This window comes from Parablastomonas sp. CN1-191, from assembly GCF_049354825.1.
GTDB lineage: Bacteria > Pseudomonadota > Alphaproteobacteria > Sphingomonadales > Sphingomonadaceae > Novosphingobium.
The window spans coordinates 2,258,663-2,280,100 of sequence record NZ_CP186480.1 but is presented as its reverse complement, the minus strand read 5'-3'; the positions used below and the strand labels follow the sequence as shown (position 1 = coordinate 2,280,100).

21 protein-coding genes are annotated in these 21,438 nt (G+C 67.9%); 10 read left to right on the top strand and 11 right to left on the bottom strand.

The window, feature by feature from the left end; all coding sequences use genetic code 11:
* The first annotated feature begins 1,597 nt into the window (after window positions 1–1,597).
* On the top strand, window positions 1,598–2,983 hold the full coding sequence (locus ACOYW6_RS11360; RefSeq protein ID WP_423141427.1) for a M48 family metalloprotease: 1,386 nt from the start codon (window positions 1,598–1,600) through the stop codon (window positions 2,981–2,983).
* Window positions 2,984–2,990: 7 nt separating this feature from the next.
* Complete coding sequence (locus ACOYW6_RS11355) at window positions 2,991–3,704, top strand: DsbA family protein (RefSeq protein WP_423141426.1); 714 nt, start codon at window positions 2,991–2,993, stop codon at window positions 3,702–3,704.
* Here ACOYW6_RS11355 and ACOYW6_RS11350 read toward each other — a convergent pair.
* Complete coding sequence (locus ACOYW6_RS11350; RefSeq protein ID WP_423141425.1) at window positions 3,701–4,297, bottom strand: HD domain-containing protein; 597 nt, start codon at window positions 4,295–4,297, stop codon at window positions 3,701–3,703. The genes ACOYW6_RS11355 and ACOYW6_RS11350 overlap by 4 nt on opposite strands.
* 91 nt (window positions 4,298–4,388) lie before the next feature.
* On the opposite strand from ACOYW6_RS11350, the gene ACOYW6_RS11345 reads away from it, so the two are divergent.
* From ACOYW6_RS11345 to ACOYW6_RS11330, 4 genes are all read left to right on the top strand, one after another.
* Window positions 4,389–5,543, top strand: a complete 1,155-nt coding sequence (locus ACOYW6_RS11345) for a sensor histidine kinase (RefSeq protein ID WP_423141424.1) — start codon at window positions 4,389–4,391, stop codon at window positions 5,541–5,543.
* A 71-nt stretch (window positions 5,544–5,614) separates the two neighbouring features.
* On the top strand, window positions 5,615–6,409 hold the full coding sequence (locus ACOYW6_RS11340) for a LytR/AlgR family response regulator transcription factor (RefSeq protein ID WP_423141423.1): 795 nt from the start codon (window positions 5,615–5,617) through the stop codon (window positions 6,407–6,409).
* Between the two features lie 38 nt (window positions 6,410–6,447).
* Window positions 6,448–7,314, top strand: coding sequence for a carboxylating nicotinate-nucleotide diphosphorylase (nadC, locus tag ACOYW6_RS11335; protein ID WP_423141422.1), 867 nt, complete (start codon window positions 6,448–6,450; stop codon window positions 7,312–7,314).
* 75 nt (window positions 7,315–7,389) lie between these two features.
* Window positions 7,390–7,833: a hypothetical protein gene (locus ACOYW6_RS11330; RefSeq protein WP_423141421.1), complete on the top strand. Its 444-nt coding sequence runs from the start codon at window positions 7,390–7,392 to the stop codon at window positions 7,831–7,833.
* On the opposite strand, the gene ACOYW6_RS11325 is transcribed toward ACOYW6_RS11330, so the two are convergent.
* A complete protein-coding gene (locus tag ACOYW6_RS11325) occupies window positions 7,830–8,285 on the bottom strand; it encodes a nucleoside deaminase (protein WP_423141420.1) in 456 nt (151 codons plus the stop codon). The two genes, ACOYW6_RS11330 and ACOYW6_RS11325, sit on opposite strands and share 4 nt — an antisense overlap.
* A gap of 140 nt (window positions 8,286–8,425) precedes the next feature.
* Between ACOYW6_RS11325 and rpmB the strand changes: the two genes are divergently transcribed.
* Window positions 8,426–8,707, top strand: a complete 282-nt coding sequence (gene rpmB / locus ACOYW6_RS11320) for a 50S ribosomal protein L28 (RefSeq protein ID WP_423141419.1) — start codon at window positions 8,426–8,428, stop codon at window positions 8,705–8,707.
* A gap of 141 nt (window positions 8,708–8,848) precedes the next feature.
* The gene (locus tag ACOYW6_RS11315; RefSeq protein WP_423141418.1) at window positions 8,849–9,367 is read left to right on the top strand and encodes a hypothetical protein; all 519 of its coding nucleotides are present in this window, start codon (window positions 8,849–8,851) and stop codon (window positions 9,365–9,367) included.
* Between the two features lie 21 nt (window positions 9,368–9,388).
* Here ACOYW6_RS11315 and ACOYW6_RS11310 read toward each other — a convergent pair whose 3' ends face one another.
* The 4 genes from ACOYW6_RS11310 to ACOYW6_RS11295 are packed head-to-tail and all read right to left on the bottom strand — an operon-like array spanning window position 9,389 to window position 11,572.
* Window positions 9,389–9,688: a hypothetical protein gene (locus tag ACOYW6_RS11310; RefSeq protein ID WP_423141417.1), complete on the bottom strand. Its 300-nt coding sequence runs from the start codon at window positions 9,686–9,688 to the stop codon at window positions 9,389–9,391.
* 25 nt (window positions 9,689–9,713) lie between these two features.
* Window positions 9,714–10,007, bottom strand: a complete 294-nt coding sequence (locus ACOYW6_RS11305; RefSeq protein WP_423141416.1) for a hypothetical protein — start codon at window positions 10,005–10,007, stop codon at window positions 9,714–9,716.
* Window positions 10,008–10,014: 7 nt separating this feature from the next.
* A complete protein-coding gene (locus ACOYW6_RS11300; RefSeq protein WP_423141415.1) occupies window positions 10,015–10,353 on the bottom strand; it encodes a hypothetical protein in 339 nt (112 codons plus the stop codon).
* A gap of 49 nt (window positions 10,354–10,402) precedes the next feature.
* The gene (locus tag ACOYW6_RS11295) at window positions 10,403–11,572 is read right to left on the bottom strand and encodes an aspartyl/asparaginyl beta-hydroxylase domain-containing protein (protein ID WP_423141414.1); all 1,170 of its coding nucleotides are present in this window, start codon (window positions 11,570–11,572) and stop codon (window positions 10,403–10,405) included.
* A 77-nt stretch (window positions 11,573–11,649) separates the two neighbouring features.
* On the opposite strand from ACOYW6_RS11295, the gene ACOYW6_RS11290 reads away from it, so the two are divergent.
* Window positions 11,650–12,675 carry a hypothetical protein gene (locus ACOYW6_RS11290; protein ID WP_423141413.1) on the top strand — a complete coding sequence of 342 codons (1,026 nt, stop codon included), beginning with the start codon at window positions 11,650–11,652 and terminating at the stop codon, window positions 12,673–12,675.
* Here ACOYW6_RS11290 and ACOYW6_RS11285 read toward each other — a convergent pair.
* From ACOYW6_RS11285 to xseA, 5 genes are all read right to left on the bottom strand, one after another.
* Window positions 12,672–14,255 carry a tetratricopeptide repeat-containing sulfotransferase family protein gene (locus ACOYW6_RS11285; protein WP_423141412.1) on the bottom strand — a complete coding sequence of 528 codons (1,584 nt, stop codon included), beginning with the start codon at window positions 14,253–14,255 and terminating at the stop codon, window positions 12,672–12,674. The genes ACOYW6_RS11290 and ACOYW6_RS11285 overlap by 4 nt on opposite strands.
* A 113-nt stretch (window positions 14,256–14,368) precedes the next feature.
* On the bottom strand, window positions 14,369–17,392 hold the full coding sequence (locus tag ACOYW6_RS11280; protein WP_423141411.1) for a TonB-dependent receptor domain-containing protein: 3,024 nt from the start codon (window positions 17,390–17,392) through the stop codon (window positions 14,369–14,371).
* 238 nt (window positions 17,393–17,630) lie between these two features.
* Window positions 17,631–18,518: a M23 family metallopeptidase gene (locus ACOYW6_RS11275; RefSeq protein WP_423141410.1), complete on the bottom strand. Its 888-nt coding sequence runs from the start codon at window positions 18,516–18,518 to the stop codon at window positions 17,631–17,633.
* Entirely contained in the window at window positions 18,515–18,715 is a 201-nt protein-coding gene (locus ACOYW6_RS11270; RefSeq protein ID WP_423141409.1) for a DUF2093 domain-containing protein, read from the bottom strand. The genes ACOYW6_RS11275 and ACOYW6_RS11270 overlap by 4 nt, the downstream gene beginning before the upstream one ends.
* A 27-nt stretch (window positions 18,716–18,742) precedes the next feature.
* Complete coding sequence (xseA, locus tag ACOYW6_RS11265) at window positions 18,743–20,134, bottom strand: exodeoxyribonuclease VII large subunit (protein ID WP_423141408.1); 1,392 nt, start codon at window positions 20,132–20,134, stop codon at window positions 18,743–18,745.
* On the opposite strand from xseA, the gene purD reads away from it, so the two are divergent.
* Window positions 20,133–21,413, top strand: coding sequence for a phosphoribosylamine--glycine ligase (gene purD / locus ACOYW6_RS11260; protein WP_423141407.1), 1,281 nt, complete (start codon window positions 20,133–20,135; stop codon window positions 21,411–21,413). The genes xseA and purD overlap by 2 nt on opposite strands.
* Window positions 21,414–21,438: the final 25 nt, after the last annotated feature.

The following is a 21,438-nucleotide window of genomic DNA, read 5'->3' as shown; positions in this document are numbered from 1 at the left end:
GCTGGAAGTCGACCAGGCACTCGATCCGCTGACCGAACCGCGTGACGAGGCCGCGGCAGTGGTGTCGCAGCCGGTCGACGACGTTCTTGAACTTGGCGCCTGGAGCGAGGATGCCGCGGACCCGGCGTGGCACGGCGACGACGAGAACCCCTTGGCGATGGACGAGCTTGCTGCCGGGGGCGCGATCGCTGCCGACGCCGACTTCGGTGCGGTGGCGCTGCCGGGGGTCAACGCGGTAGCCTTCCCCGAACCTGCGTTCGGGGCCCGGGCGCTCGGTCTCGACGAACCCGCCAACGAGGACAACCCGCCGCCGCTCCTGGCGACCAAGCCGACGATGCCGACCAGCCGGGTGCTGCCGGGCTATCAGCCCGAGCACGAAGACTGGAGCGAGGACGACGAGGACGAGAGCGATGGCGCCGCCGACTTCGGCAGCCTGATCGATGCCCACGACGCAGCCGAGGAGCCCGAGTTCGACGAGGACGAGGACGAGGACGAGAACGAGCAAGTCAACGGTTACGACCCCGATGCGATTGCTGCAGACGCCGTTCTGCCCGCCGCCGAGGATGAACCGGAAGATAAAGCCGCTGAGCAAATCGCGATCGCCAACGATATCGGCGGACGGCCCACTTTCGCCGGACTGGCGACGCTGAGCGAACCGGTCCGCCCGCTGTTCGGCGCCTTTGCCGGCGAGGAAGAAGACGAGGACGAAGGCGACGACGATGCGCCCAGCCCCTTCGCCAGTCTGCTCGGCACGCGCCGCGCCGCCCCGCGTGAGAACCCGGTCATCGAGGGAGCGCTCGGCAGCGAAGGGGATGCGCAGCCGCCGGTCCTTGCCGAGCCTGTAAGTTTCGACGTCGAGGCTCATCCTGCGGACGGACTTGCCGACACGCTGGCGGTCGCGCGCGAGCTGGCGCACCAGGCCATCCATGCCGAGGACCGGACCCGCAGCACGCTTTATGCCGCGATCAGCCGCGCTTACGACGTCTCGCTGGCAGCCGCCGAAGCGCCGCGCGAATTCGCCGCGCTGATCGCCGACGCCGGGCTGACGGTGCAGGACCGCGCGCCGATGACGCCGGTCGTCAAGCTCGTGTTCGGGGCCGAATACGACAAGACGCGCCTGGCCGAATACGCCACTGCGCTGAGCCATGCGCAGCGCCTGCAGGTTGAGCGCGGCGAGCTGGCGGGAATGCTGGCGAGCGTTCCGGGCGGGCTCAAGCAAGTGGTCGCGGCCGAGCGGCGCCTGCGCCGCGAGGAAGCCGGACTGGGCGAAGCGCGCGACACCCCGCGCGAGGCGCTGGCCCGCAAGCTGCGCCAGCTCGACTACACCGCGCTAGGCAGCGTTTCGCCCGAGGGCAGCGAGTTCACGCTGCTGGTTGCGCGTCGGCTTCCCACTGGCGAAGTGGTGCTGCTTGGCGAAGTCGCCGAGGACGTCCCGCTGCTTGAAAAGGCCGCGCGCAAGCTGATCGGCTGATCGACCTGCAAACGCCGATGGCGCGGCGGCAGGCTTGCCGTTAGGCTTGGTGCGACGATGTGCCGACGCGTTCGCCATTCCGCGGCTTCAGCCGCCATTAAGCCGCACCGGGGCTAGGCGGGGACCATGCGCGCCACAGCCCGTTTCTCCGCCTGCCTGGTTGCCCGGATCCTGGCGCTGGCGGCTGCCGCGACGCTGACGGTGCAGCCGGTCGCCGCCCAGTCCGTCCTGCGCGATGCCGAGACCGAGGCGCTGCTGCACGACATGGCGACGCCGCTGATCGCGGCAGCCGGGCTCGACCCCAAGAACGTCGACATCGTCCTGATCAACGATCCCACCGTCAACGCCTTCGTCGCGGGCGGCCAGGCGGTCTACATCCAGTCCGGCCTCATCAACATGGCGACCAGCGCCAACGAGGTGCAGGGCGTCATCGCGCACGAACTCGGCCATATCACCGGCGGCCACGTCATCCGCGGTGACGAGATGTACAAGCGCGCCAGCGGGATCACGCTGCTGTCGCTTCTGGCCGGCGGCATCGCCGCGGCGCTGGGCGGCGGCGAGGCGGCGATGGGCATCATGATGGCCGGCCAGCAGGCGGCGCTCGGCTCGATGCTGTCCTACAGCCGCGGGCAGGAAGAGAGCGCCGACGCGGCCGGGGCCAAGTACCTGTCCGCAGCCGGGATCACCGGCAAGGGATCGGTGGCCTTTTTCGAGAAGTTGCAGAACATGGAGTTCCGCTATGGCTTCCAGCGTACGCCCGAGGCCGAGTTTTATTCCACCCACCCGATGACGGGCGATCGCATCGCCACGCTGACCGACACGTACGACAAGGATGCGGCCTGGAACAAGGCGCCGGATCCCCGGCTGGAGGAGCGCTTCCAGCGCGCCAAGGCCAAGCTGTTCGGCTACCTGGCGGAACCGCAGCAGACGATGACCCAGTATCCCGCGACGATGACCTCGATACCAGCGCACTATGCCCGCGCTTATGCCTTCCACAAGGAAGCGCTGATGGACAAGGCGATGGAAGAGACCGCCGCGCTGCTGAAGGCCGAGCCGGACAATCCCTATTTCCTTGAGCTCAAGGGCCAGATCCTGCTCGAATCGGGCAAGCCGGCCGAGGCGCTGGCGCCGCTGCGCCGTGCCACCGAAGAAACCGCCAACCAGCCGCTGATCGCCACCACCTTCGGGCACGCGCTGATCGCCACCGAAGATCACGCCAATTTCGCCGAGGCCGAGCGGGTCCTCAAGGCGGCGGTCGCGCGCGACCGCGAGAATCCGTTCGCATGGTACCAGCTCGGCGTCGTTTACGAAGCTAACGGCGACCATGCCCGCGCCCGCCTTGCCAGCGCCGAGCAGCAAGTCATGAGCATGCGCATGCCCGAGGCGCTGCGCAGCGCCGAGGCTGCCGAGGCCGCCTTGCCGACCGGCTCGCCCGACTGGCTGCGCGCCCAGGACATCGCCATGCAGGCGCGTGCCGAGATCGAGCGCGATCGCAAGAGCAAAAAGAAGTAGCCCCCGCGTGCACACCCGTTTTTTGATCGCCGCCGGCGCGCTGGCGTTGGCCGTGGCCGCTTTTGCCGGCGGCTTTGCCTTCGAACGCGTGCGCGGCACCGACGAGGCGCGTATGACCGCCGCGGTGCGCGAAGCCTTGCTGACCCACCCCGAGATCCTGCCCGAGGCGATGGACCGCCTGCGCCAGAAGGAAACCGCCCGCGCGCTCGAGAGCGCAGGCAAGGGGTTGACCAATGCCTATCCCGGCGCGGTCCTGGGCAATCCGGCCGGCACCACGGTCCTGGTCGAGTTCACCGACTATGCCTGCACCTACTGCCGCCGCAGCCTGCCCGACGTGCAGGCACTGATTGCCGCGGATCCGCAGCTCAAGATCGTGACGCGCGAATTGCCGATCCTGGGGCCCGGAAGCGTCGCCGCCGCGCGCGTCGCGCTGCTGGCGGCGCGGCAGGGCAAGTACGCTGCCTTCCACGACGCCATGTTCGCGATGGGCCCGCCGACGCAGGCCTCGATCAGCGCCGCGGCGCGCAAGGCTGGCGTCGATACCTCACCGCTCGCCAAGCGGGACCCGGCGATCGAAGGCGAACTGGCGCGCAACCTGGATTTCGCCCGCCAGCTCGGCATCGGGGGAACCCCGGCCTGGATCGTCGGCGACCAGGTCCTCAGCGGCGCGATCGGGCGCGAAGCGCTGGCCCGGGCACTGGCCGAAGGCAAGCCGGCCTAGGCGGCGATCGCCTTGGCGTAAGGTGACGACAGCGGCCGCGCCATGACCCGCCGCAGCATTGGTTCGAAGAATTCAAGCGGCTCGCTGGGATAGGCCGGATCGAACGCGGCTTGATCGTACTTCGCGCAGAATTCGGCGCAGGCATCGAAGTGCGGGGCGCCGCGAAACGCCTCGCGGGCTTCGCGGTCCATCCCCAGGAAGTGGAAGAAGTAATAGCCCTGGAACGCGCCGTGGTGCTGGCAGATCCAGTGCACCTCCTCGGTCACGAAGGGCTTTAGGATCGCGGCGGCGACATCGGGGTGGTTGTAGGTGCCCAGCGTGTCGCCAATGTCGTGCAGCAGTGCCATCACCACGTAGGCCTCGTCGCGCCCGTCGCGGTGCGCGCGGGTGGCGCATTGCAGGCTGTGCTGCATCCGGTCGATCGGAAAGCCGCCGAAATCGCCGTCGAGCAGGCGCAGATGCGACAGTACCCGGTCGGGCAGTCCGCGCGCGAAATCGCCGTAATGGCCGCCGATGATGGCCCAATCCTGCGCGGTGCCGTTTTCCATTGCGGTGAAGGTGGCGCGCGCCTCGGCGCTGTCATGGATATCCATTGCGGCTCTCCTCTGGGCCCGGATTACCCGATTGACGCGGCCCAAGCAAAACCTTCGCGCGGCGCGCCGCGTTCTCTGCTAGACGCGCGCCATGGCCGTGCTGCCCTTTCGTCCGACGCCGTTCTTTGCCAACAAGAACCAGGCTTTCTGGCGCCTTCAGGCGCTGGGGTGGAGCGGCGCGATGCTGCTGCGCGCTATGTCGAGCCTGGCCAACGCGCAGCCGCTGTCATTCCTGGTCATCGTGCTTATCGCCTCGATCACCGGCTTTTCGATCTCGCTGATCCTGTCAGTTGTCTATCGCCACCTGATCAACAGGCGCGCGCTGATCACCTGGGGCGTGACTGCGCTGATTCTGCCGTTCGCGGTGGCACTTTACGCCTTCATCGATGCCTGGGTGATCGGGCTTTATCGGCCCGACAGCGAATCGAGTTTCGCACAGCTGTTCATCGGCGTTTTCTATCTCGACCTGACGCTGCTTGGCGCGTGGTCGGCGCTTTATTACGCGATCAACTTCTTCATCCAGGTCGAGGAACAGGCCGACCAGCTGATCCGGCTGGAGAACCAGGCGACGCAGGCGCAACTGGCGATGCTGCGCTACCAGCTCAATCCGCACTTCCTGTTCAATACGCTCAACTCGATCTCGACGCTGGTGCTGCTGCGCCAGACCGAGCCCGCCAACGCGATGCTGAGCCGGCTGTCGTCATTCCTGCGCTACACCCTCATCAACGAGCCGACCGGCCGCGTCACCGTGGCGCAGGAGGTGGAGACGCTGAAGCTCTATCTCGATATCGAGCGGATGCGCTTCGAGGAGCGGCTGCGCCCGCGCTTCCAGATCGATCCCGCCGCGGCGAACGCGCTGCTTCCTTCTCTGCTGCTCCAGCCGCTGGTGGAGAACGCGATCAAGTATGCGGTCGGCCCGCAGGAGGCCGGCGCGGAAATTACCATTGCCGCGCAGCTCGTCGGCCAGAACCTTCGCATCACCGTCTCCGACACCGGACCGGGATTGCAAACGGGAGACGGCGACAACAGGCTATCAGGCATGACGTTCGACGGCGGGGAGCCGGTATCGACCGGGGTGGGATTGGCCAACATTCGCGATCGACTGGGCCAGGCCTACGGCGGCGAGCATCGCTTCGAAACGCTCGAGCCCGTCGAGGGCGGATTCGCGGTACTGATCGAGATCCCCTATGAACACGAAGAGCCCGCGATCCACGCGGAACCGGCCCGGCTAAGCGCCGTTAGCTGACACGAAAAACCGTCCGCGTTCCGGCTGATCCCGGGGGGCGCCGCGGACCGATTGAAGGACAGTCCCCTAAGATGACCATTCGCACCATCCTCGTCGACGACGAGAAACTGGCGACCCAGGGCCTGATGCTCAGGCTCGAGAAATTCCCCGATGTCGAAGTGATCGACACGTGCTCGAACGGGCGCGAAGCGATCCGCAAGATCAAGACCGAGAAGCCCGACCTCGTCTTCCTCGACATCCAGATGCCCGGGTTCGACGGCTTCAGCGTCGTCAAGGGCGTGATGGAGATCGAGCCGCCGCTGTTCGTCTTCGTCACCGCTTATCAAGAGCATGCGGTGCGCGCCTTCGAGGCCAACGCGGTCAATTACCTGATGAAGCCGGTCGAAGAGGACAAGCTCGCCGATACGCTCGAACGCGTGCGCGTGCGCCTGGCTGAGAAGCGTTCGGCCGAAGAAGCCGAAAAGCTGAAGACCGTGCTGGCCGAGGTTGCCCCCGACGCGGTCGAGGCCGTGCCGGACGAAGGCGAGGCGGCGGGTCGCTACGAAAAGCTGATCAATATCAAGGACCGCGGCCAGATCTTCCGCGTCGACGTCGATTCGATCGAGCGGATCGAGGCGGCCGGCGATTACATGTGCATCTACACCGCGGACAACTCGCTGATCCTGCGCGAAACGATGAAAGACCTGGAACGCCGGCTGGATCCGCGCGTGTTCCAGCGTGTTCATCGCAGCTGGATCGTCAACCTCAACCAGGTTCGCCAGGTCAAGCCGCACACCAACGGCGAGTGCTTCCTGGTGCTCGACAGCGGCGCCGACGTGAAGGTCTCGCGCTCATACCGCGACGTCGTTGCGCGCTTCGTGCACTAAATTTTCCGGCCGGCGGCCGGGCGAGAACATGAGGTTGCATGGGCTTTGAATTGACCGGTTTCGATCTCGGCGCCTTCGTGCGTCGGACGCTTGATGAGGACCTTGGCGCCGGGCTCCCCGGCGGCGGGCGCGATGTCACCAGCGAGAGCGTGATTCCCGGCGACGCCCGGTTTTCGGGCGTGATGGACACGCGCGATGCGGTCGTCGTCGCCGGCCTGCCGATCGCCGCGGCGTTCTTCCGTGCACTCGATCCCGGCATGACTATCGATATTCTGGTCGGCGAGGGCGAAGCCGCCTCGCCCGGCACTAGCCTGATGCGGCTGCGGGGCAATGCCCGCGCGATGCTAACCGCTGAGCGCAGCGCGCTCAACACCGTGCAGCACCTGTCCGGCATCGCCACGCTGACCCGCGCCTACGTCGATGCGATGGGCGGGGCGGACTGCGTGCTGCTCGATACCCGCAAGACGATTCCCGGACTGCGCCACCTGGAGAAGTACGCCACCCGGATGGGCGGGGCGCATAACCACCGCATGGGGCTGTGGGACGCGGCGATGATCAAGGACAACCATGTCCTCGTCGCCGGCGGCGTGGCCGAGGCGGTGGCGCGGGCAAGGCGAGCCGGCGTCGCGCGAATCATCTGCGAGGTCGATCAGATCGATCAGATCGAACCGGCGCTCGAAGCCGGCGCGCACCACATCCTGCTCGATAACATGGCGCCCGATGAACTCGCCGCGGCGGTGCAGATCATCGCCGGCCGCGCCGCAACCGAGGCATCGGGCGGCGTCAACCTGTCGACGATCGCCGGCATTGCCGCTTCGGGCGTCGACTACGTCTCGGTCGGGCGACTGACGCAAAGCGCGCCGGCGGCGGACATCGGCCTCGATTTCACGCCGCTGACCGACTGACCGATTGCCTGACACCGCGATTTGCAGCATGACCCGCGCGCTGGGCCGCGCCGCGGGTGATGAGGGACGTTAGCAATGCCGGTATCGATAAAGCGCTTCAGTCAGCTGTACCTGGCCTCGATCGTGATAAGCGCCATCAATTCGCTCATTACGTTCGGCCATCAGCGCGATCTGCTGGCGCGCAACCCGCAGACCGCGGGACTGGGCGACGGCTTCCTGGTCGCCTCCGTGGTGTTCGGTGCGGTGGTCGCGGTCCTGCTGTGGTACTTCGTGGTGTACCGCGCCAGCACTGTGGCCAAGTGGATCATCGTGCTGCTAACTGTGCTCGGCCTGTTCTGGGCCCCGTCGTCGTTGCGCGTGGCGGAGCGCGTGGGACCGTTCGCACTGGCGGTCTTCGTCGTCGTCCTTGTCCTCCAGGTCGTGTCAGTGGCGTTCCTGTTCGCGCCAGATGCGCGCGCCTGGCTCGGTCGGCGTCATGCGGACGACCTGCCGCCCGCCGACGGAACCCCCGCCGCCTAGCGCCGCGCGGCGAAAAACGCGCGCAGCAGCGCCGCCGCCTCGTCCTCGCCTATCCCGGCATAAATCTCGGGCACATGCAGGCAGCCCGGCTGCGCGAATACCCGCGCGCCATGCTCGATCGCACCGCCCTTGGGATCGCCGGCGGCGTAGTACAGCTTGCCGATGCGGGCGTGGAGGATGGCGCCGGCGCACATCGCGCAGGGCTCGAGCGTGACCCACAACTCACACGCGTTCAGCCGTTCCCGGCCAAGCGCGGCTGCGGCCGCCCGAATGGCGACAATTTCGGCATGGGCGGTGGGATCATGCAGACGGCGCGGGGCATTATGCGCAGCCGCAATCACGGTCCCGCGGTGTACGACCACGGCGCCCACGGGCACCTCGCCGGCGGCGGCGGCGAGGCGCGCCTGGTCAAGCGCGGCCTGCATCGGCGGTGATAGCGGCCAGCGAGTCATCGCTGGTGGGCATAGCGGCATTCGCCGCACTTGCCAGCAGGCGCCGCAAACCCGCAGGATCGCTTGACCGCTACGGAGCTGTTCGCTATGCGCGCGCCTTCTTCCGCCAGATGGCAAGCCAATTCGAAGCGAGTAAAGCCATGTCCCGCATTTGCGAACTGACCGGCAAGGGCCGCCAGGTCGGCCACAACGTCAGCCACGCCAACAACAAGACCAAGCGCGTGTTCCTGCCCAACCTGCAGAACGTCACGCTGATGAGCGAGAAGCTGGACCGCAGCTTCAAGTTCCGCGTTTCGACCAACGGGCTCCGTTCGGTCGAACATGTCGGCGGTCTCGACAACTGGCTGCTCAAGGCTGCGGACACCAAGCTGAGCCCGCGCGCCCTCAAGGTGAAGCGCGAGCTGGCCAAGGCCGCCGCCTGAACCTGCCGAGACGGTGGAAAAGGGCGCTCGGACCTCGGTCCGGGCGCCCTTTTCACGTTCCTGGCCCCCAGTGATTGACGTCCCCCCGTCGCCGTGGCCATGGTCGGCTCGCCGCCAGACACAGGGCCAGGGAGAGGCAGTATGACCAGCCGCACGATCGCCATCACGCTTGCCGCGGCCCTCGCCGCTGCACCGGCCCTGGCCAAGGACGAGCCCCCTGCGCCGCCGCCCGTCTATCGCGCCGTCCTCGATTGCAGGGCCGTGACCGACGGAGCCGCGCGCCTCGCCTGCTATGACCGCGCCGTGACCGCGATGGATGCCGCACAGAAGCGCCAGGAGTTGGTCGTCACCGACCGTGCCTCGATTCGCGAGGCGCAGCGCGGGTTGTTCGGGCTGACCCTGCCTAAGATCAAGCTGTTCGGTGGTAGCGATGCCGACGAGGTCAAGGAGATCACAAGCACGATCCGATCGGTCCGCCAGGGCAGTGACCAGCTCGACGTCTTCGTGCTCGAGGACGGCAGCCGCTGGAAGCAGACCGAAGGGCGCAACACCTTCGCCCACGTGGGTGATGCGATTCGCGTCCGCCGCACCGGCATGGGCGGCTACATGGCCAACGTCCGCGAACAGCCTGGCATCAGGGTGATTCGCCTCGCCAATTAAGCAGCGAGCAGGGCGGCGACCTTAATTCGTATTGGTCGCCTTGCTCTGCATCGCCTCGTAAGTGTCGCGCGCACTCTGGTTGCCCTGCTGGAAGGATCGTTCCCACGCGAGGTTGGTGCGGCACGAGCGGATCTTCTTCGCCAGCGACCCTGTCTCGTCGCGGACCTGGCAGCGAATGTAGTAGGGGTGATCGCGCGTCAGCTTGGCGTTATTGGCCTTGATCTCTGCCGGGGTCATGTGCTGGCCGTCGGGCTCAGGACCGAGATCGGCGGGAGCCACGGTGGTGACGGCGGCCAGGGCCATCAGGGCTGAAAACAGCATCAAATCATCTCCAATTCGCGCGGGCTCAGCCCGATGTGTTCCACGACTTGCTCTGCACCTTTTCCATGACGTCGCGGGCTTCCTGGTTGCCGATTTTCCAGGCCCTTTCCCACGCCGCGTTGGTCCGGCAGCTGCGAATGGTCTTCACCAGGGACCCGATTTCCTCGCGGCGCTGGCAACGGATGTAATAAGGGTGATCGCGCGTGAACCGCGCATTGCTGGCCTTGATCTCGGCCGCGGTCATGTGCTGGCCATCGGGCTCGGGGCCAAGGTCGGCCGTCGCGGCCGCGGCCAGCGCCAGCAGGGCGGCGACGATCACGGCCCCCTCAGTTCCCGCCCGGCATGACGGAGCCCTTGGGCTCTTCGCTCAGGCTGTACTGGTGAGTCTTGGCGTAGTCCGCCAATTCGACAGCGTCCCGGTTGCCGATCTGCGCCAGCCGGTCCCATTCGCCGCGAGTCCGGCAGGTCGTGCGCACGACCATGGACCCGGTCGCGGCGCTCTTGTTGCAGACGATATAGGCCGGGTCGTCGCTCGCCAAGGCAGCGTTGTAGGCGCGGATTTCCGTCTTGGTCATCTTGATCGGCCCGGCGATCAACGCGGGTTCGGCCGCGGCGGCATCAGGCGCGGCGGCGGCAAGGAGCAGACTGGCAGCCAGGATAGACATCGGCAGTCTCCGATTGGTTACGCGGAAAATATACCCCTTCAGGACCGAATCAGGCAAGCGCGCGATCCGAGGCCGCGAAATAGGCTGCGATTGCCTCGCGTTCGGCGGCCTCCAGGTGCGGGTTCCAGGTATCGAGAATCAGGACCGCACGGCGCCGGTCGCTGCGATTCCACGCCTCGTGCTCGATCGTGTCGTCGAAGGCGAAGGCTTTTCCCTCGATCCACTCGCGCGTCTCGCCGCCGACGCGAAAGCCGCAGTCCGGCGGCACGTCCAGCGCGAGGTGGACGATGGCGCGGGTGTTGGTGACCCCGGTATGAGGCGGGATCGTCTTGCCCGGCTTCAGCATTGAGAAAAACGCATTCGGGGCGCGTCCGGCGATCCGCTGCAGCGGCATTCGCTCCAGCAGGGCCGCGGTGCGCGGGCAGCGGGAGATGACGGCGGCGTTGGGCTCGCCGTACTCCCACAGGAAGCAGGCACCCCAGTCCAGCGAGCCGTCGAGCGCACTCCAGTCGTTGACGGGTGTGCCCTCGTCGAGCCTGACGTAAGGCCGCAGCGCCTCGCCCGGGTCGGCCAGCAGCGCTGCCAGTTCGGCCGCGATCTCGGCCGCGGCGGCTTCAAGCTCGGCGAACCAGGGAAAATGGCGACGGTCGAAGAATTCGTCGGCCGGCAGGAACGGGTAATGCACCCCGGCGCAGGAATTGGTGTAAAGCGCCCGGCGGCCCAGCGCGTGATCGACGAAGGCGCCGACGCGGCGGGCCGCGGTCTCACCCGCGCCCTGCGCTGTTTCAACCACGGCACTGCTGGCCGCGGCGAGCCGCGCGCGCAATCCATCGGCATAGGCCTGCCCGGCGGCGACTTCGGCCAGGACCGCCGACGGCAGCCCGGGCAGCGCCGCAGCAAGCTGCGCCGCGCCGCTCCAGGCGATCATCGCGTCACGCTCGGCACCGGTCCGCTGCAGCAGTTGCGCAAGGCGCAACTGGGCGCCGAAATCGGTGCGATCGAGCGACAGCGCGCGATCGAGCGCAAGGCGCTCACCCCCGGCATCACCGAGCAGGCGGTTTGCATGCGCAAGGTTCATCCACAGCGGCCCGGCCTGCGGATCCGCCGCGGTCGCCTGCTCAAAGGCGGTCCGCGCCGCGGCCGCGTCACCGGACTGGAGTGCGGCCATGCCGACGCGGTTGGCCTCGAGCGCGGCGGACGGAACGGCGGGTTGGACCATCTCGGCGGCATACAGTCTGCGCCGGGGGCCCGACAAGCACGATTGCCGCCCGCGCGCGCGCCGCGTAGACCGTCCCGATGGAGCCGGGGCCCCCTTTCGACTTGTCCGATCCGCGCTGGCTGGCGCACCGCTATGTCGAGGATACCGACGCCTTCCGCTTCCTGTACCTGCCGCGCGAAGACCACGGCGCCGTCCCTTTCCTGACCGATGACTGCCTCGGCCCGCGCCCGACCGGCCCCGACGTTCCCTGCGCCGACGTTCTGTCGGCTTGCGCGGACGGGCCGCTGCATTTCATCTTCCACTCAGCGTTCTGCGGATCGACCCTGCTGACGCGGGCGCTGTCGCACCCCGGCGCGGCGATGGGACTGAGCGAGCCGGTCGTCCTGAACGACATGGTTGGCTTCCGCCTGCGCGGAGCGGCGCCTGCCGCCACCGCGCGGGCCGCTCACGCCGCGCTCCGCTTGCTCGGCCGGCCGTTCGAAGCTGGCGAGGCGGTGATCGTCAAACCGTCGAACCTGCTCAACGGCTTTGCCGAATTGTTCATGGCCTTGCAGCCGCAGGCACGCGCGGTATTCCTGCACGCCCCGCTGGAAACGTTCCTGGTCTCGGTCGTGCGCAAGGGGCTGGCGTGCCGCCTGTGGGTGCGCGAGTTGGCCGAGGGCTTTGCCCGGCAAGGTCTGCTGGCACCACTGGGCCTCGAGCCGGGCGACCTGCTGCGCCAGGCTGACCTCCAGGTTGCTGCCACCGGCTGGCTGGCGCAGCAATGGCTGTTCGCCGAGCTGGGTGCAAAGCTTGGCGCGTCGCGGCTCGCCTCCCTCGACGCGGATCGGATGACCGCGCGTCCGGCCGAGGCGCTGGGCGCTGTAAGCGACCACCTCGGCCTTGCGATCGGCGCAACTGCAGCCGAATCCATCGCCGCCGGCGCGCTGTTTCGTCGCCATTCGAAATCCGGCGCAGCGTTCGATGTCGCGGCGCGGTCCCGCGAATATGCCGAGGCGCGCGAGGCCTATGGCGAAGAGATCGACGCGGTGCTGCAATGGGGCGCAAAGGTCGCGGATAACGCCGGCATCGCGCTGACGGCACCGCTGCCTCTGCTCGCCTAGTCGCCGCTGCCGAAGCGGGCGATCCACGGGGCCAGGATCGGCATGATCGGCTCGAAATATTCGGCGAACGGGCGCCACTGGCCGCTGCCATCGTAAAGTCCGCGCCGCACTTGCGTGGCGCTGGCCGTGCCGACCCCGCGTTCCTGCGCGGTTCGATCGAAACGTCGCAGGTTCTCGCTCCATTCAAGGCCGGTAAATGCGCAAATCTCGTGCGTTACCGTGTCGAATTCGCGCACCAGGCGCTGGTAGTCGACCTCCAGCGCCGCGATCGGGAGGTTTTGCAAAGCGCGGTCCGTCAAACGCATCAGCGCATCGTAATGCCGTGCCACCCGTTCCAGCGAGGTGAACTCGAGCGTGTTGCTCGTGACCGCAAAATTGGTGCGGAAGCAGCTCCACACGACGTCGCGCGGATCGCGGCGCAACACGATCACACGGGCGTCCGGAAACATCCGCGCGATGAACGGCAGCCGCGTGCCCTTGAGCGGGTCCATGTCGAGGAATGTCTCTGCGGATGTCGAGATGCCGGCGTTGTGGACGTGCTGCCAGTATCCGCGCGCCGCGCCTGCAAGGCGGTCCTCGCCCCACAGCGCGAAGGCCTGCACGCCGCGTGAGACAGCGCCGGCATCACCACTGAGCAGCACGCTATCGAGTTCGGCGAACGTCGGCCGCTCTTCCAGGGCTTCGACACCGGGGAGCGAGGCAAGGACATTCTCCAGCAGAGTCGTACCGGAGCGTGGGTAGCCAAGCAGGAACACATGCCGCGGCGCGGCTGCGGCGATAATTCGCGGCGGGAGCGGCGGCCCCCAGGCTGGCAGCGCCGCAGCCAGACCGGCGTCGATGGCGGCGATGAAATCGTACTGGTTGATGGAGCCGGCAGCTGCTCGTGCCGTCAGTGTCACGTAATCCTCGTTGGCGTGGCGGAAATGTTCATAGGCCGCTTCGATAGAGCCAGCCCGCGTCGCCGCCTGACCAAGCAATGAGCGAGCCTGCGAACGCTCGACCGAGGCCGGCAAGGTTGCCACCACGGGATCTAGCAAGCCGGGGACGTCATCGGCTCGTCCGTCTTCTAGGGCCAATGAGGCAAGCGCATTGCGCGCGACGGCGTTGCCAGGTTCGATGCCCAGTGCGGTCCGGGCGTGTTCGTTTGCGGCAAGGCGATCTCCCTCGCGCGCTGCGATCGAGGCGATGCCGGCGTGCGCGCGCGCCGAATGCGGCGCCAGCCGCGCAGCCTGTTCGAAGGACGCCCGCGCCGCCGCGGCCGATCCGCCTGCTGCCAGGGTCGCCCCGCGTTCCAGCCAGGCGTCGGCATAGCCCGGCGCAAGGGCAATCGCCCGATCGCAGGCAAGTGCAGAGTCGCGCAGCTGGCCCTGTTCGCGGCGCCAGATGGCAAGGAAAACAAGCGGCGAAGGATCGTCTGGCTGGAGCGCCACGGCCTTGTTGAAGAGGTCCTCGGCTTCGCCTTCGCGGCCGGCCAGGCCGCGGGCCAGCGCGGCGATGCCCAGGTCGTAGGCATCCGCGGTTCCGGCGGCGAGTGCCGCTTCCGAAGCGGCTGCCGCCGGCGCCAGGTCTTCAATCGTCATGATGGTCGGCGTGGGCCGCGCCGCCGCGCACTGTCAAGCGCGGAGGGCACAACGAAAAGGGGCGGACATTGCTGTCCGCCCCTTCCGTGTTTCGGTTCGTGAACCCGATGGGATCAGAACTTGACCTTCGCCTGGACGGCGTAACGGCGACCCAGCGCGTCGTAGGTCGACGGGTAGGTGTTGCCGCTGTTGTAGGTCGTGGCGCCGGCCGTGTTGCCGACGATCGGCGGCTGACGGTCGAGCAGGTTCTGCACCGTGAACGTGAAGGTGAAGTTGTCGTTCACGTTGTAACGCGTGCTCAGGTCGAAGTAGTTGGCAGCGCCGATCTTGTTGAAATCGACGGTGCGGCCGGCGACCGGGCCCGTGCTCGCGGGCAGGGTGCCCGAGAAGAACGGCTGACCGTTGTCGATGGCGTCCTGCGGCTCGTGCTCGACGGCACCGATGTGGCGCCACAGGAGCGACACGTCGACCTTGTCGACCGAGAACGTGTTGCGCAGCGACCACTGCCACTTCGGCTGGATCGAGCCCGTGAACGAGCAGTTGACCGAGTAGTAGTTGACGCATTCGCGATCGAGACCGCCCGGCGTCGCCTGGTACTTCGAGTGGCGGGTGTAGTTGCCAACGAAGTTCATCGACCAGCCGATCGCACCGAAATCGCGGTTGTAGTTCGCGATCAGGTCGAAGCCGTCGGTGAACAGCTTGCCCAGGTTGTTGAGCGGCGCGTACAGACCCGGCGTGGTGGCCGGATCGCCGTCGAGACCGCCGGTGAGCGGGTTACGACGGATGACCGTGCAGTTCGGATCGGTGGCGCTGGCGGCGGTGATGCTGCCGAAGCAGGCCGACACAAGGTCACCCGGCAGCGGCGAACCGATAACGTCCTTCACCTTGATGTTGTAGTAGTCCAGCGACATGTTGAAGCGCGGGAAGAAGGACGGCTGGAACACCGCACCAACGGTCCACGTGGTCGCCTTTTCGGGCGCCAGGTTGAGGTTGCCGCCCGAGGTGATGTTCGCCTGGCCGGCGGTCGGGTTGGTGATCGAACCGATCTGACCAGCCGTCGCACCCTGCGCGATGCAGACCGCGCGGAGGTTGGCGTTGGTGGTCGGAGCAGCACCGGCGCACGGATCGATACCGAGGTTGGTCAGCACCGTGGTGTTCGGCGTGAACAACTCGCCGATGTTCGGGGCGCGAACGGCGCGGGCGTAGTTGCCGCGGAACTTCAGGTCCGGCACCGGCTGGAAGGTGGCACCGACCTTGTAGGTCCAGGTGTTGGTCTTGCCGCCACCATCGACTTCGTAGTGCGAGTAACGCGCACCGCCATCGACCGAGAGCAGGTCACCGATGACCGGGACGATAAGTTCGGCAAAGCCTTCGTAGACCTTGTAGCCGCCGTTGATGTCCGGAGCCGCGCCGCCGGCACCGCCCAGTTCACCAGCCGTCTTGGCCAGCGTGTCCGACGCCTGCTGGGCACCGTACTTGCGGAACTCGGTACCGATGGCGAAGCCGACCGGCTCAGCACCGCTGCCCAGCGAGAAGCCGGTGTCACCCGAGATCACCGCGCGGGCCTGGGCCAGCGTGGTCTTGACCTGGGTGGTCGAGTTCGCGCTCAGGAACGCGGCCTGGGCGGGCGTGATCGAACCCAGCGGACCGAAGATGTTGACCGGAACGCAGTTGTTCGAGGTGTCCTGGCAGACCGGATTGGCCAGCGTGCCGTTGACGAGCGAACCCTGACGGAAGCGCGACTGCAGGGTGTAGCCCTTGATCGTCTGGATCTTCTCCGATTCGCCGTACGAACCGTTGACGTCCCAGTTGATCGAGTCGGTGATCGCACCGCGAACGCCGACGCGGTAGTCGAAGATCTGCGTGCTGTAGTCGCTGATACGGGCGCCGACTTCCGGCGTACGACGGCTCAGCGCGGTCGTGACGGTGCGGTAGCGCGGGTCGCTCGGGCCGGTGGCCAGGGCGGCGGCATCGCAAGTCGCCTGGTCGAAGCGCGGCGTGTAGACGCCGGCGACGGTCGAGGTGTTGAACGCGCAGAACTGGTTGCGCAGGGCAGCCGGCAGGTACGGGTTGTTCAGGTTGACCACGACAGAGCCACCGAACGAGCCCGACGGCGCGATGATGGTCGACACGGTGTTCTTCGAGAACAGGCCGCGCGTGTAGACCTCGATGTTGTCCGAGACCTGGTAGTTCGCCTGGGCGAAGATATTGTAGCGCTTAAACGGCGTCTGGAAGACGTTGTACGGGTTGAAGTTGAAGGTCGCGAAGGTCGCGACCGCCTGGCCCGCCGAGTTGATCTGACGCACGCCGCCGTTGGCGACCGTGGGATCGATGCTGGGACGGCCGGTCAGCGGATCGATCGGACGCGTGCCCGAGAAGCGCGACGGGACCGAAGTACCCGAACCGCCGCCACCGCCGGTGAACGACGAGATCTGCTTGATCGAGAAGTCGCGCGCACCCTGGTAGACCGGGTCCGAGTTCTGGTAGCCCAGGCTCAGCACCGCGTTGCCGCGGCCATCGGCGAAGTTGGCGCCGAGGGTAAGGTCGGCACGGGTGTAGCGGCCATCGCCACGCTCGGTGATCTGGTTCGAGACGGTGAGGTCCAGACCCGAGAAGTCCTTCTTGGTGACGAAGTTGACGACGCCGGTGATGGCGTCGGCACCGTAGGTGGTCACCGCGGCACCGGTCTGCGCGTCAACGCGGCTGATCAGGGCAAGCGGGATGTTGTTGAGGTCGACGCGACCGGCGAGGTCGGCCGGGACGATGCGGTTGCCATCGAGCAGGACGACGTTGCGGTTCGAGCCGAGGCCGCGAAGGTCGACGTAGGACGAGCCGCCGTTGCCGTTGTTGGTCGCCGAACCGATGTTGGCGACGACGCCCGGGGTTTCACGCAGGACGTCTTCGGCCGTGTTCGACTGCTTGAGCTCGATCTGCTCAGCCGTAACGACGTTGACCGGGTTGGCCTGGACGAGGTTGGGGTTGCGGATCAGCGAGCCGGTAACGACGATGCCCTGGTTGTCCGGGGTCGCGGTCGTGGTGTCGGTTGCGGTCGTGTCCTGGGCGAAGGCCACACTCGACGACAGCAGCGCAACAACGCTGGTCGCCGACGAGAGGAGAATTTTGGAGGTTGTTTTCACAGTTTAGTCCCTCATTTCATCCGGTTGATTTATACCGGAATTTCGTGATCGGGACGGCGAACTAGGGTGCACGCACCATGGCCAACGTCCCGGATCGATGGGCCGACATGGCGAAATGGCGGGCACGCGGCAAAGGAAATTAGCGGAATTACGCCATTCGCATGGCGGCTGTGGCCGCGTTGCAACAGGCGCCCTGCTGCTTTGCAACAAAATTGCCGAAGCTGTTACCGACGCGCAATCAATCGCCGGTTGGGGCCCTACCGGCGACAAAGAGCAACGGGTCGAGGCGCGCATCGCGCCATTTGATCGACCAGTGCAGGTGCGGCCCAGTCGCACGCCCCGTGCTGCCCACATAGCCGATCAACTGGCCCTTCGTGACAGTATCGCCGACCTTCACCGCCAGCCGCGAGGCGTGCAGAAACGCGCTGTTGAGCCCGGCGCCGTGATCGATCATCAGCAGCTTGCCCTCCAGCGAAAAGGGGCTGTCCGCCGCCAGCACGACGACCCCGTCGGCGGGCGCCACGAACGGCGTTCCGGCCGGGCGCGCGATGTCGAGGCCCGAGTGGTAGGCGCCGGGGACCCCGTTGTAGATCCGCTGTGAGCCGAACCGGCCCGAGATGCGCCCCGTCACCGGCCAGGCAAAGTCCTGCCGCCAGCCGCCGACGGCGTGATCGCTGGCGCGCGCGGCATTGATCTGTGCCAGCTCGCCTTCGCGGCGGATGCGGTAGGTTTCGCTGGGCGGAGCGCCCGGTCGCGGACCAAGCGGGATATACTCGAGCTTCCACGCGCGCGGCGCGACCGCGAGCGTGGTGGTTACCCGTCGGCCACCCGAAAGCGTCGCGACCAGCGGGATGCCCGAGGGCGCGTCGCGGTCGAAGGCGAGGAAAATCGAGCGGTCGGGCGCTATGGCGATGTCCTGGCCGGCCAGCGTGAGCCGGGTGACGCCGGCCGGCGCCTTGCCGCGTACCCAGCCGCCCTGGGTCAAAGGACCGGACAGTCCAAGCGCCGGAAGCGCGGGCGTGCCGGGATCGGCGCCCATCACGTGCAAATGCGCGCGCGGTGCCAGCGCCGCCAGCGCGGCGATCGCACTCGCCGCCACCAGCGCCGTGGTCGTGCCCCGCATCATGCGCCGAGCAGGCGGCGGGTTGCGATATCGGGTCCGGCGTAGGCCTCCTGGCGCTCCGCGCTCCAGTAGCGCAGGTCCTCGAGCGCGATCACCTCGCCTGTGACGGCGCAGAGGACGTGGTCGCCGGACTTGAGCACACGGAAGCTGCCGGGCTGGTAATACAGCGTGGCGGGACGATCAGAGGCGGACATCAACATGGCCGCCATCCTAACCGCGTTAACCTTTCAGAGCAATTTACCCTGCTCGGGCGCCGGCGGACGTGGTGCCCGGGCTGGCGCCTTGCGGGCCGTCACCCCGCTGTCGGCGGAAACCGCGAGGACGCCATCGCCAAAGTGCAAGGCCAGGTTTCCTGCCGCCTGCGCGGCGACGCGCGTGGTCAGCGTGCGGCCATCGGGGCCGGTGACCCGGACATAGCCGCGTTGCAAGATACTGTCGGGGTTGAGCGAGGCGAGCACGCGCCCCGCCCCGTCGAGCCGGGCCCCGGCGCGATCGAGGCGAGAGCGCAGCAGCGGCAGGCTGAGCCGCCCGCCGACCTCGCCAAGGCGGCGGCGCGGCACTTCGGCGCGGTCGGCCAGCGCGCGGCGCAGGCGTTCGCCGCTGTCGTCGAGGCGCTGCGCCGGCGCGGCCAGCAAGCTTTCGGCGCGGGGCAGGCGCTCGGCCCGGGCGGCCAGGCGTTCGCGGCCCAACGCCACCGGGCGCAGCGCGCAGCGGCGCTTGCGGTGGGTCAGGTCGGCGATCAGCGCGGCGAGGTCGGCGCGCACCGGCACTGCAAGTTCGGCCGCGGCGGTCGGCGTGGGAGCGCGCATGTCGGCCGCGAAATCGGCCAGCGTGGTGTCGGTCTCGTGCCCCACCGCGCTGATGACGGGGATGGTCGAGCCGGCGATGGCGCGCACGACGACCTCCTCGTTGAACGACCACAAGTCCTCGATCGAGCCGCCGCCGCGCGCGACGATGACGAGATCGGGGCGATCGGGGTGCGCTGCATCGAGGCCGGAAAAGCCCTGCACCGCGCGCGCAACCTGCTCGGCCGCGCCCTGCCCCTGGACCAGCACCGGCCAGACGATCACCCGGCTGGGAAAACGGTCCGCCAGGCGATGCAGGATGTCGCGGATGACCGCGCCGGTGGGCGAGGTGACGACGCCGATGGTGGCGGGCAGGAACGGCAGCGGGCGGGCGTTGGCGAACAGGCCCTCGGCCTCGAGCCGGGTCTTGGTCTTCGCCAGCAGCGCCAGCAGCGCGCCTTCGCCGGCGATCTCCATCCGCTCGATGACGATCTGGTAGCTGGAGCGGCCGGGATAGGTCGTCAGCTTGCCGGTCGCGATCACCTCGATCCCGTCCTCCGGCAGGAAGGCCAGCCGCTGTGCGGTGCCACGCCACATCACCCCGTCGATCCGCGCGCCCTCGTCCTTGAGGCTGCAGTAGACATGGCCCGACGCTGCGCGCTTGACGCCCGAAAGCTCGCCCTTGATGCGCACGAAGCCGAACCGGTCCTCGACCGTGCGCTTCAGCAGCGCGGAAATCTCGCTGACCGACAGCGGCGCGGCGTTGTCGCCGGCACTGTCGGCGGCTACCAGCCCGCCAGAACCGGATGCCTGATCATCGAAGGGGCCTGACATGAACATCCTGCTGCTGGGTTCGGGCGGACGCGAGCATGCGCTGGCCTGGAAGCTGGCGCAATCGCCGCGCTGCGATAACCTGTTCGCCGCGCCCGGCAACCCCGGGATCGCCCAAGCCGCCGACCTGGTCACGCTTGAAGCCGGCGATCACGCGGCGGTCGTCGCCTTCTGCGATGCCAACCGCATCGGCCTGGTCGTTATCGGGCCCGAGGCGCCGCTGGTCGACGGCCTGGCGGACAGCCTGCGCGCCGCCGGCATCGCGGTGTTCGGACCGTCGCGGGCGGCCGCGCAGCTCGAGGGATCGAAGGCCTTTACCAAGGCGCTGTGCGACCGCGCCGGCATTCCCACCGCCGCCTACGAACATGTCCGCACCGAGGCCGAAGCGCTGGCCGCGCTGACGCGCTTCGGCATCCCCGTCGTCATCAAGGCGGACGGGCTGGCGGCGGGCAAGGGCGTGACCGTGGCCGAGACCCGCGCCGAGGCCGAAGCAGCCATCCGTGACATCTTCTCCGGCCGTTTCGGCGGCGCCGAGGCGGTGATCGAGGAATGCATGGTGGGCGAGGAGGTCAGCTTTTTCGCGCTGACCGACGGGGCTACCGTGATGCCATTCGGATCGGCGCAGGACCACAAGCGCGTCGGCGAAGGCGATACCGGCCCAAATACCGGCGGCATGGGCGCCTACAGCCCGGCGCGCGTACTGACGTCCGCACTGGAGGGCGAGGTGACGACCCGGATCATCGCCCCGACCGTGCGCCAGCTGGCCGCCGACGGGACGCCCTATTCGGGAGTGCTGTTCGCCGGGCTGATGCTGACCGCCGAAGGGCCCAGGCTGATCGAATACAACGCCCGCTTCGGCGATCCCGAATGCCAGGTGCTGATGACCCGGCTGGACAGCGACCTGGTCGATCTCCTCGCCGCCTGCGCCGAAAGCCGGCTGGCCGCCTGCGCCCCGCCGCGCTTTTCGCCCGAGGTGGCACTGACCGTGGTGATGGCGGCGGCAGGCTATCCGGGCGAGCCCCGGAAGGGCGGCGCGATCGCCGGAATCGCTGCCGCCGAAGCGGCGGGCGCGCGCGTGTTCCAGGCTGGAACCGCGCTTGACGGCGGCAAGCTCGTCGGCGCCGGCGGCCGCGTCCTCAACGTCACCGCGCGCGCCGCCGGGGTGCGCGCGGCGCAGGCGGCGGCGTACGCCGCGATCGAGCGGATCGACGCCCCCGACCTGTTCTGCCGCCGCGATATCGGCTGGCGGGAAGCCGCCCGCGAGGACGCCCCCACGCCCTGATGGACGCAAGCAGGCAGCGCTGCTA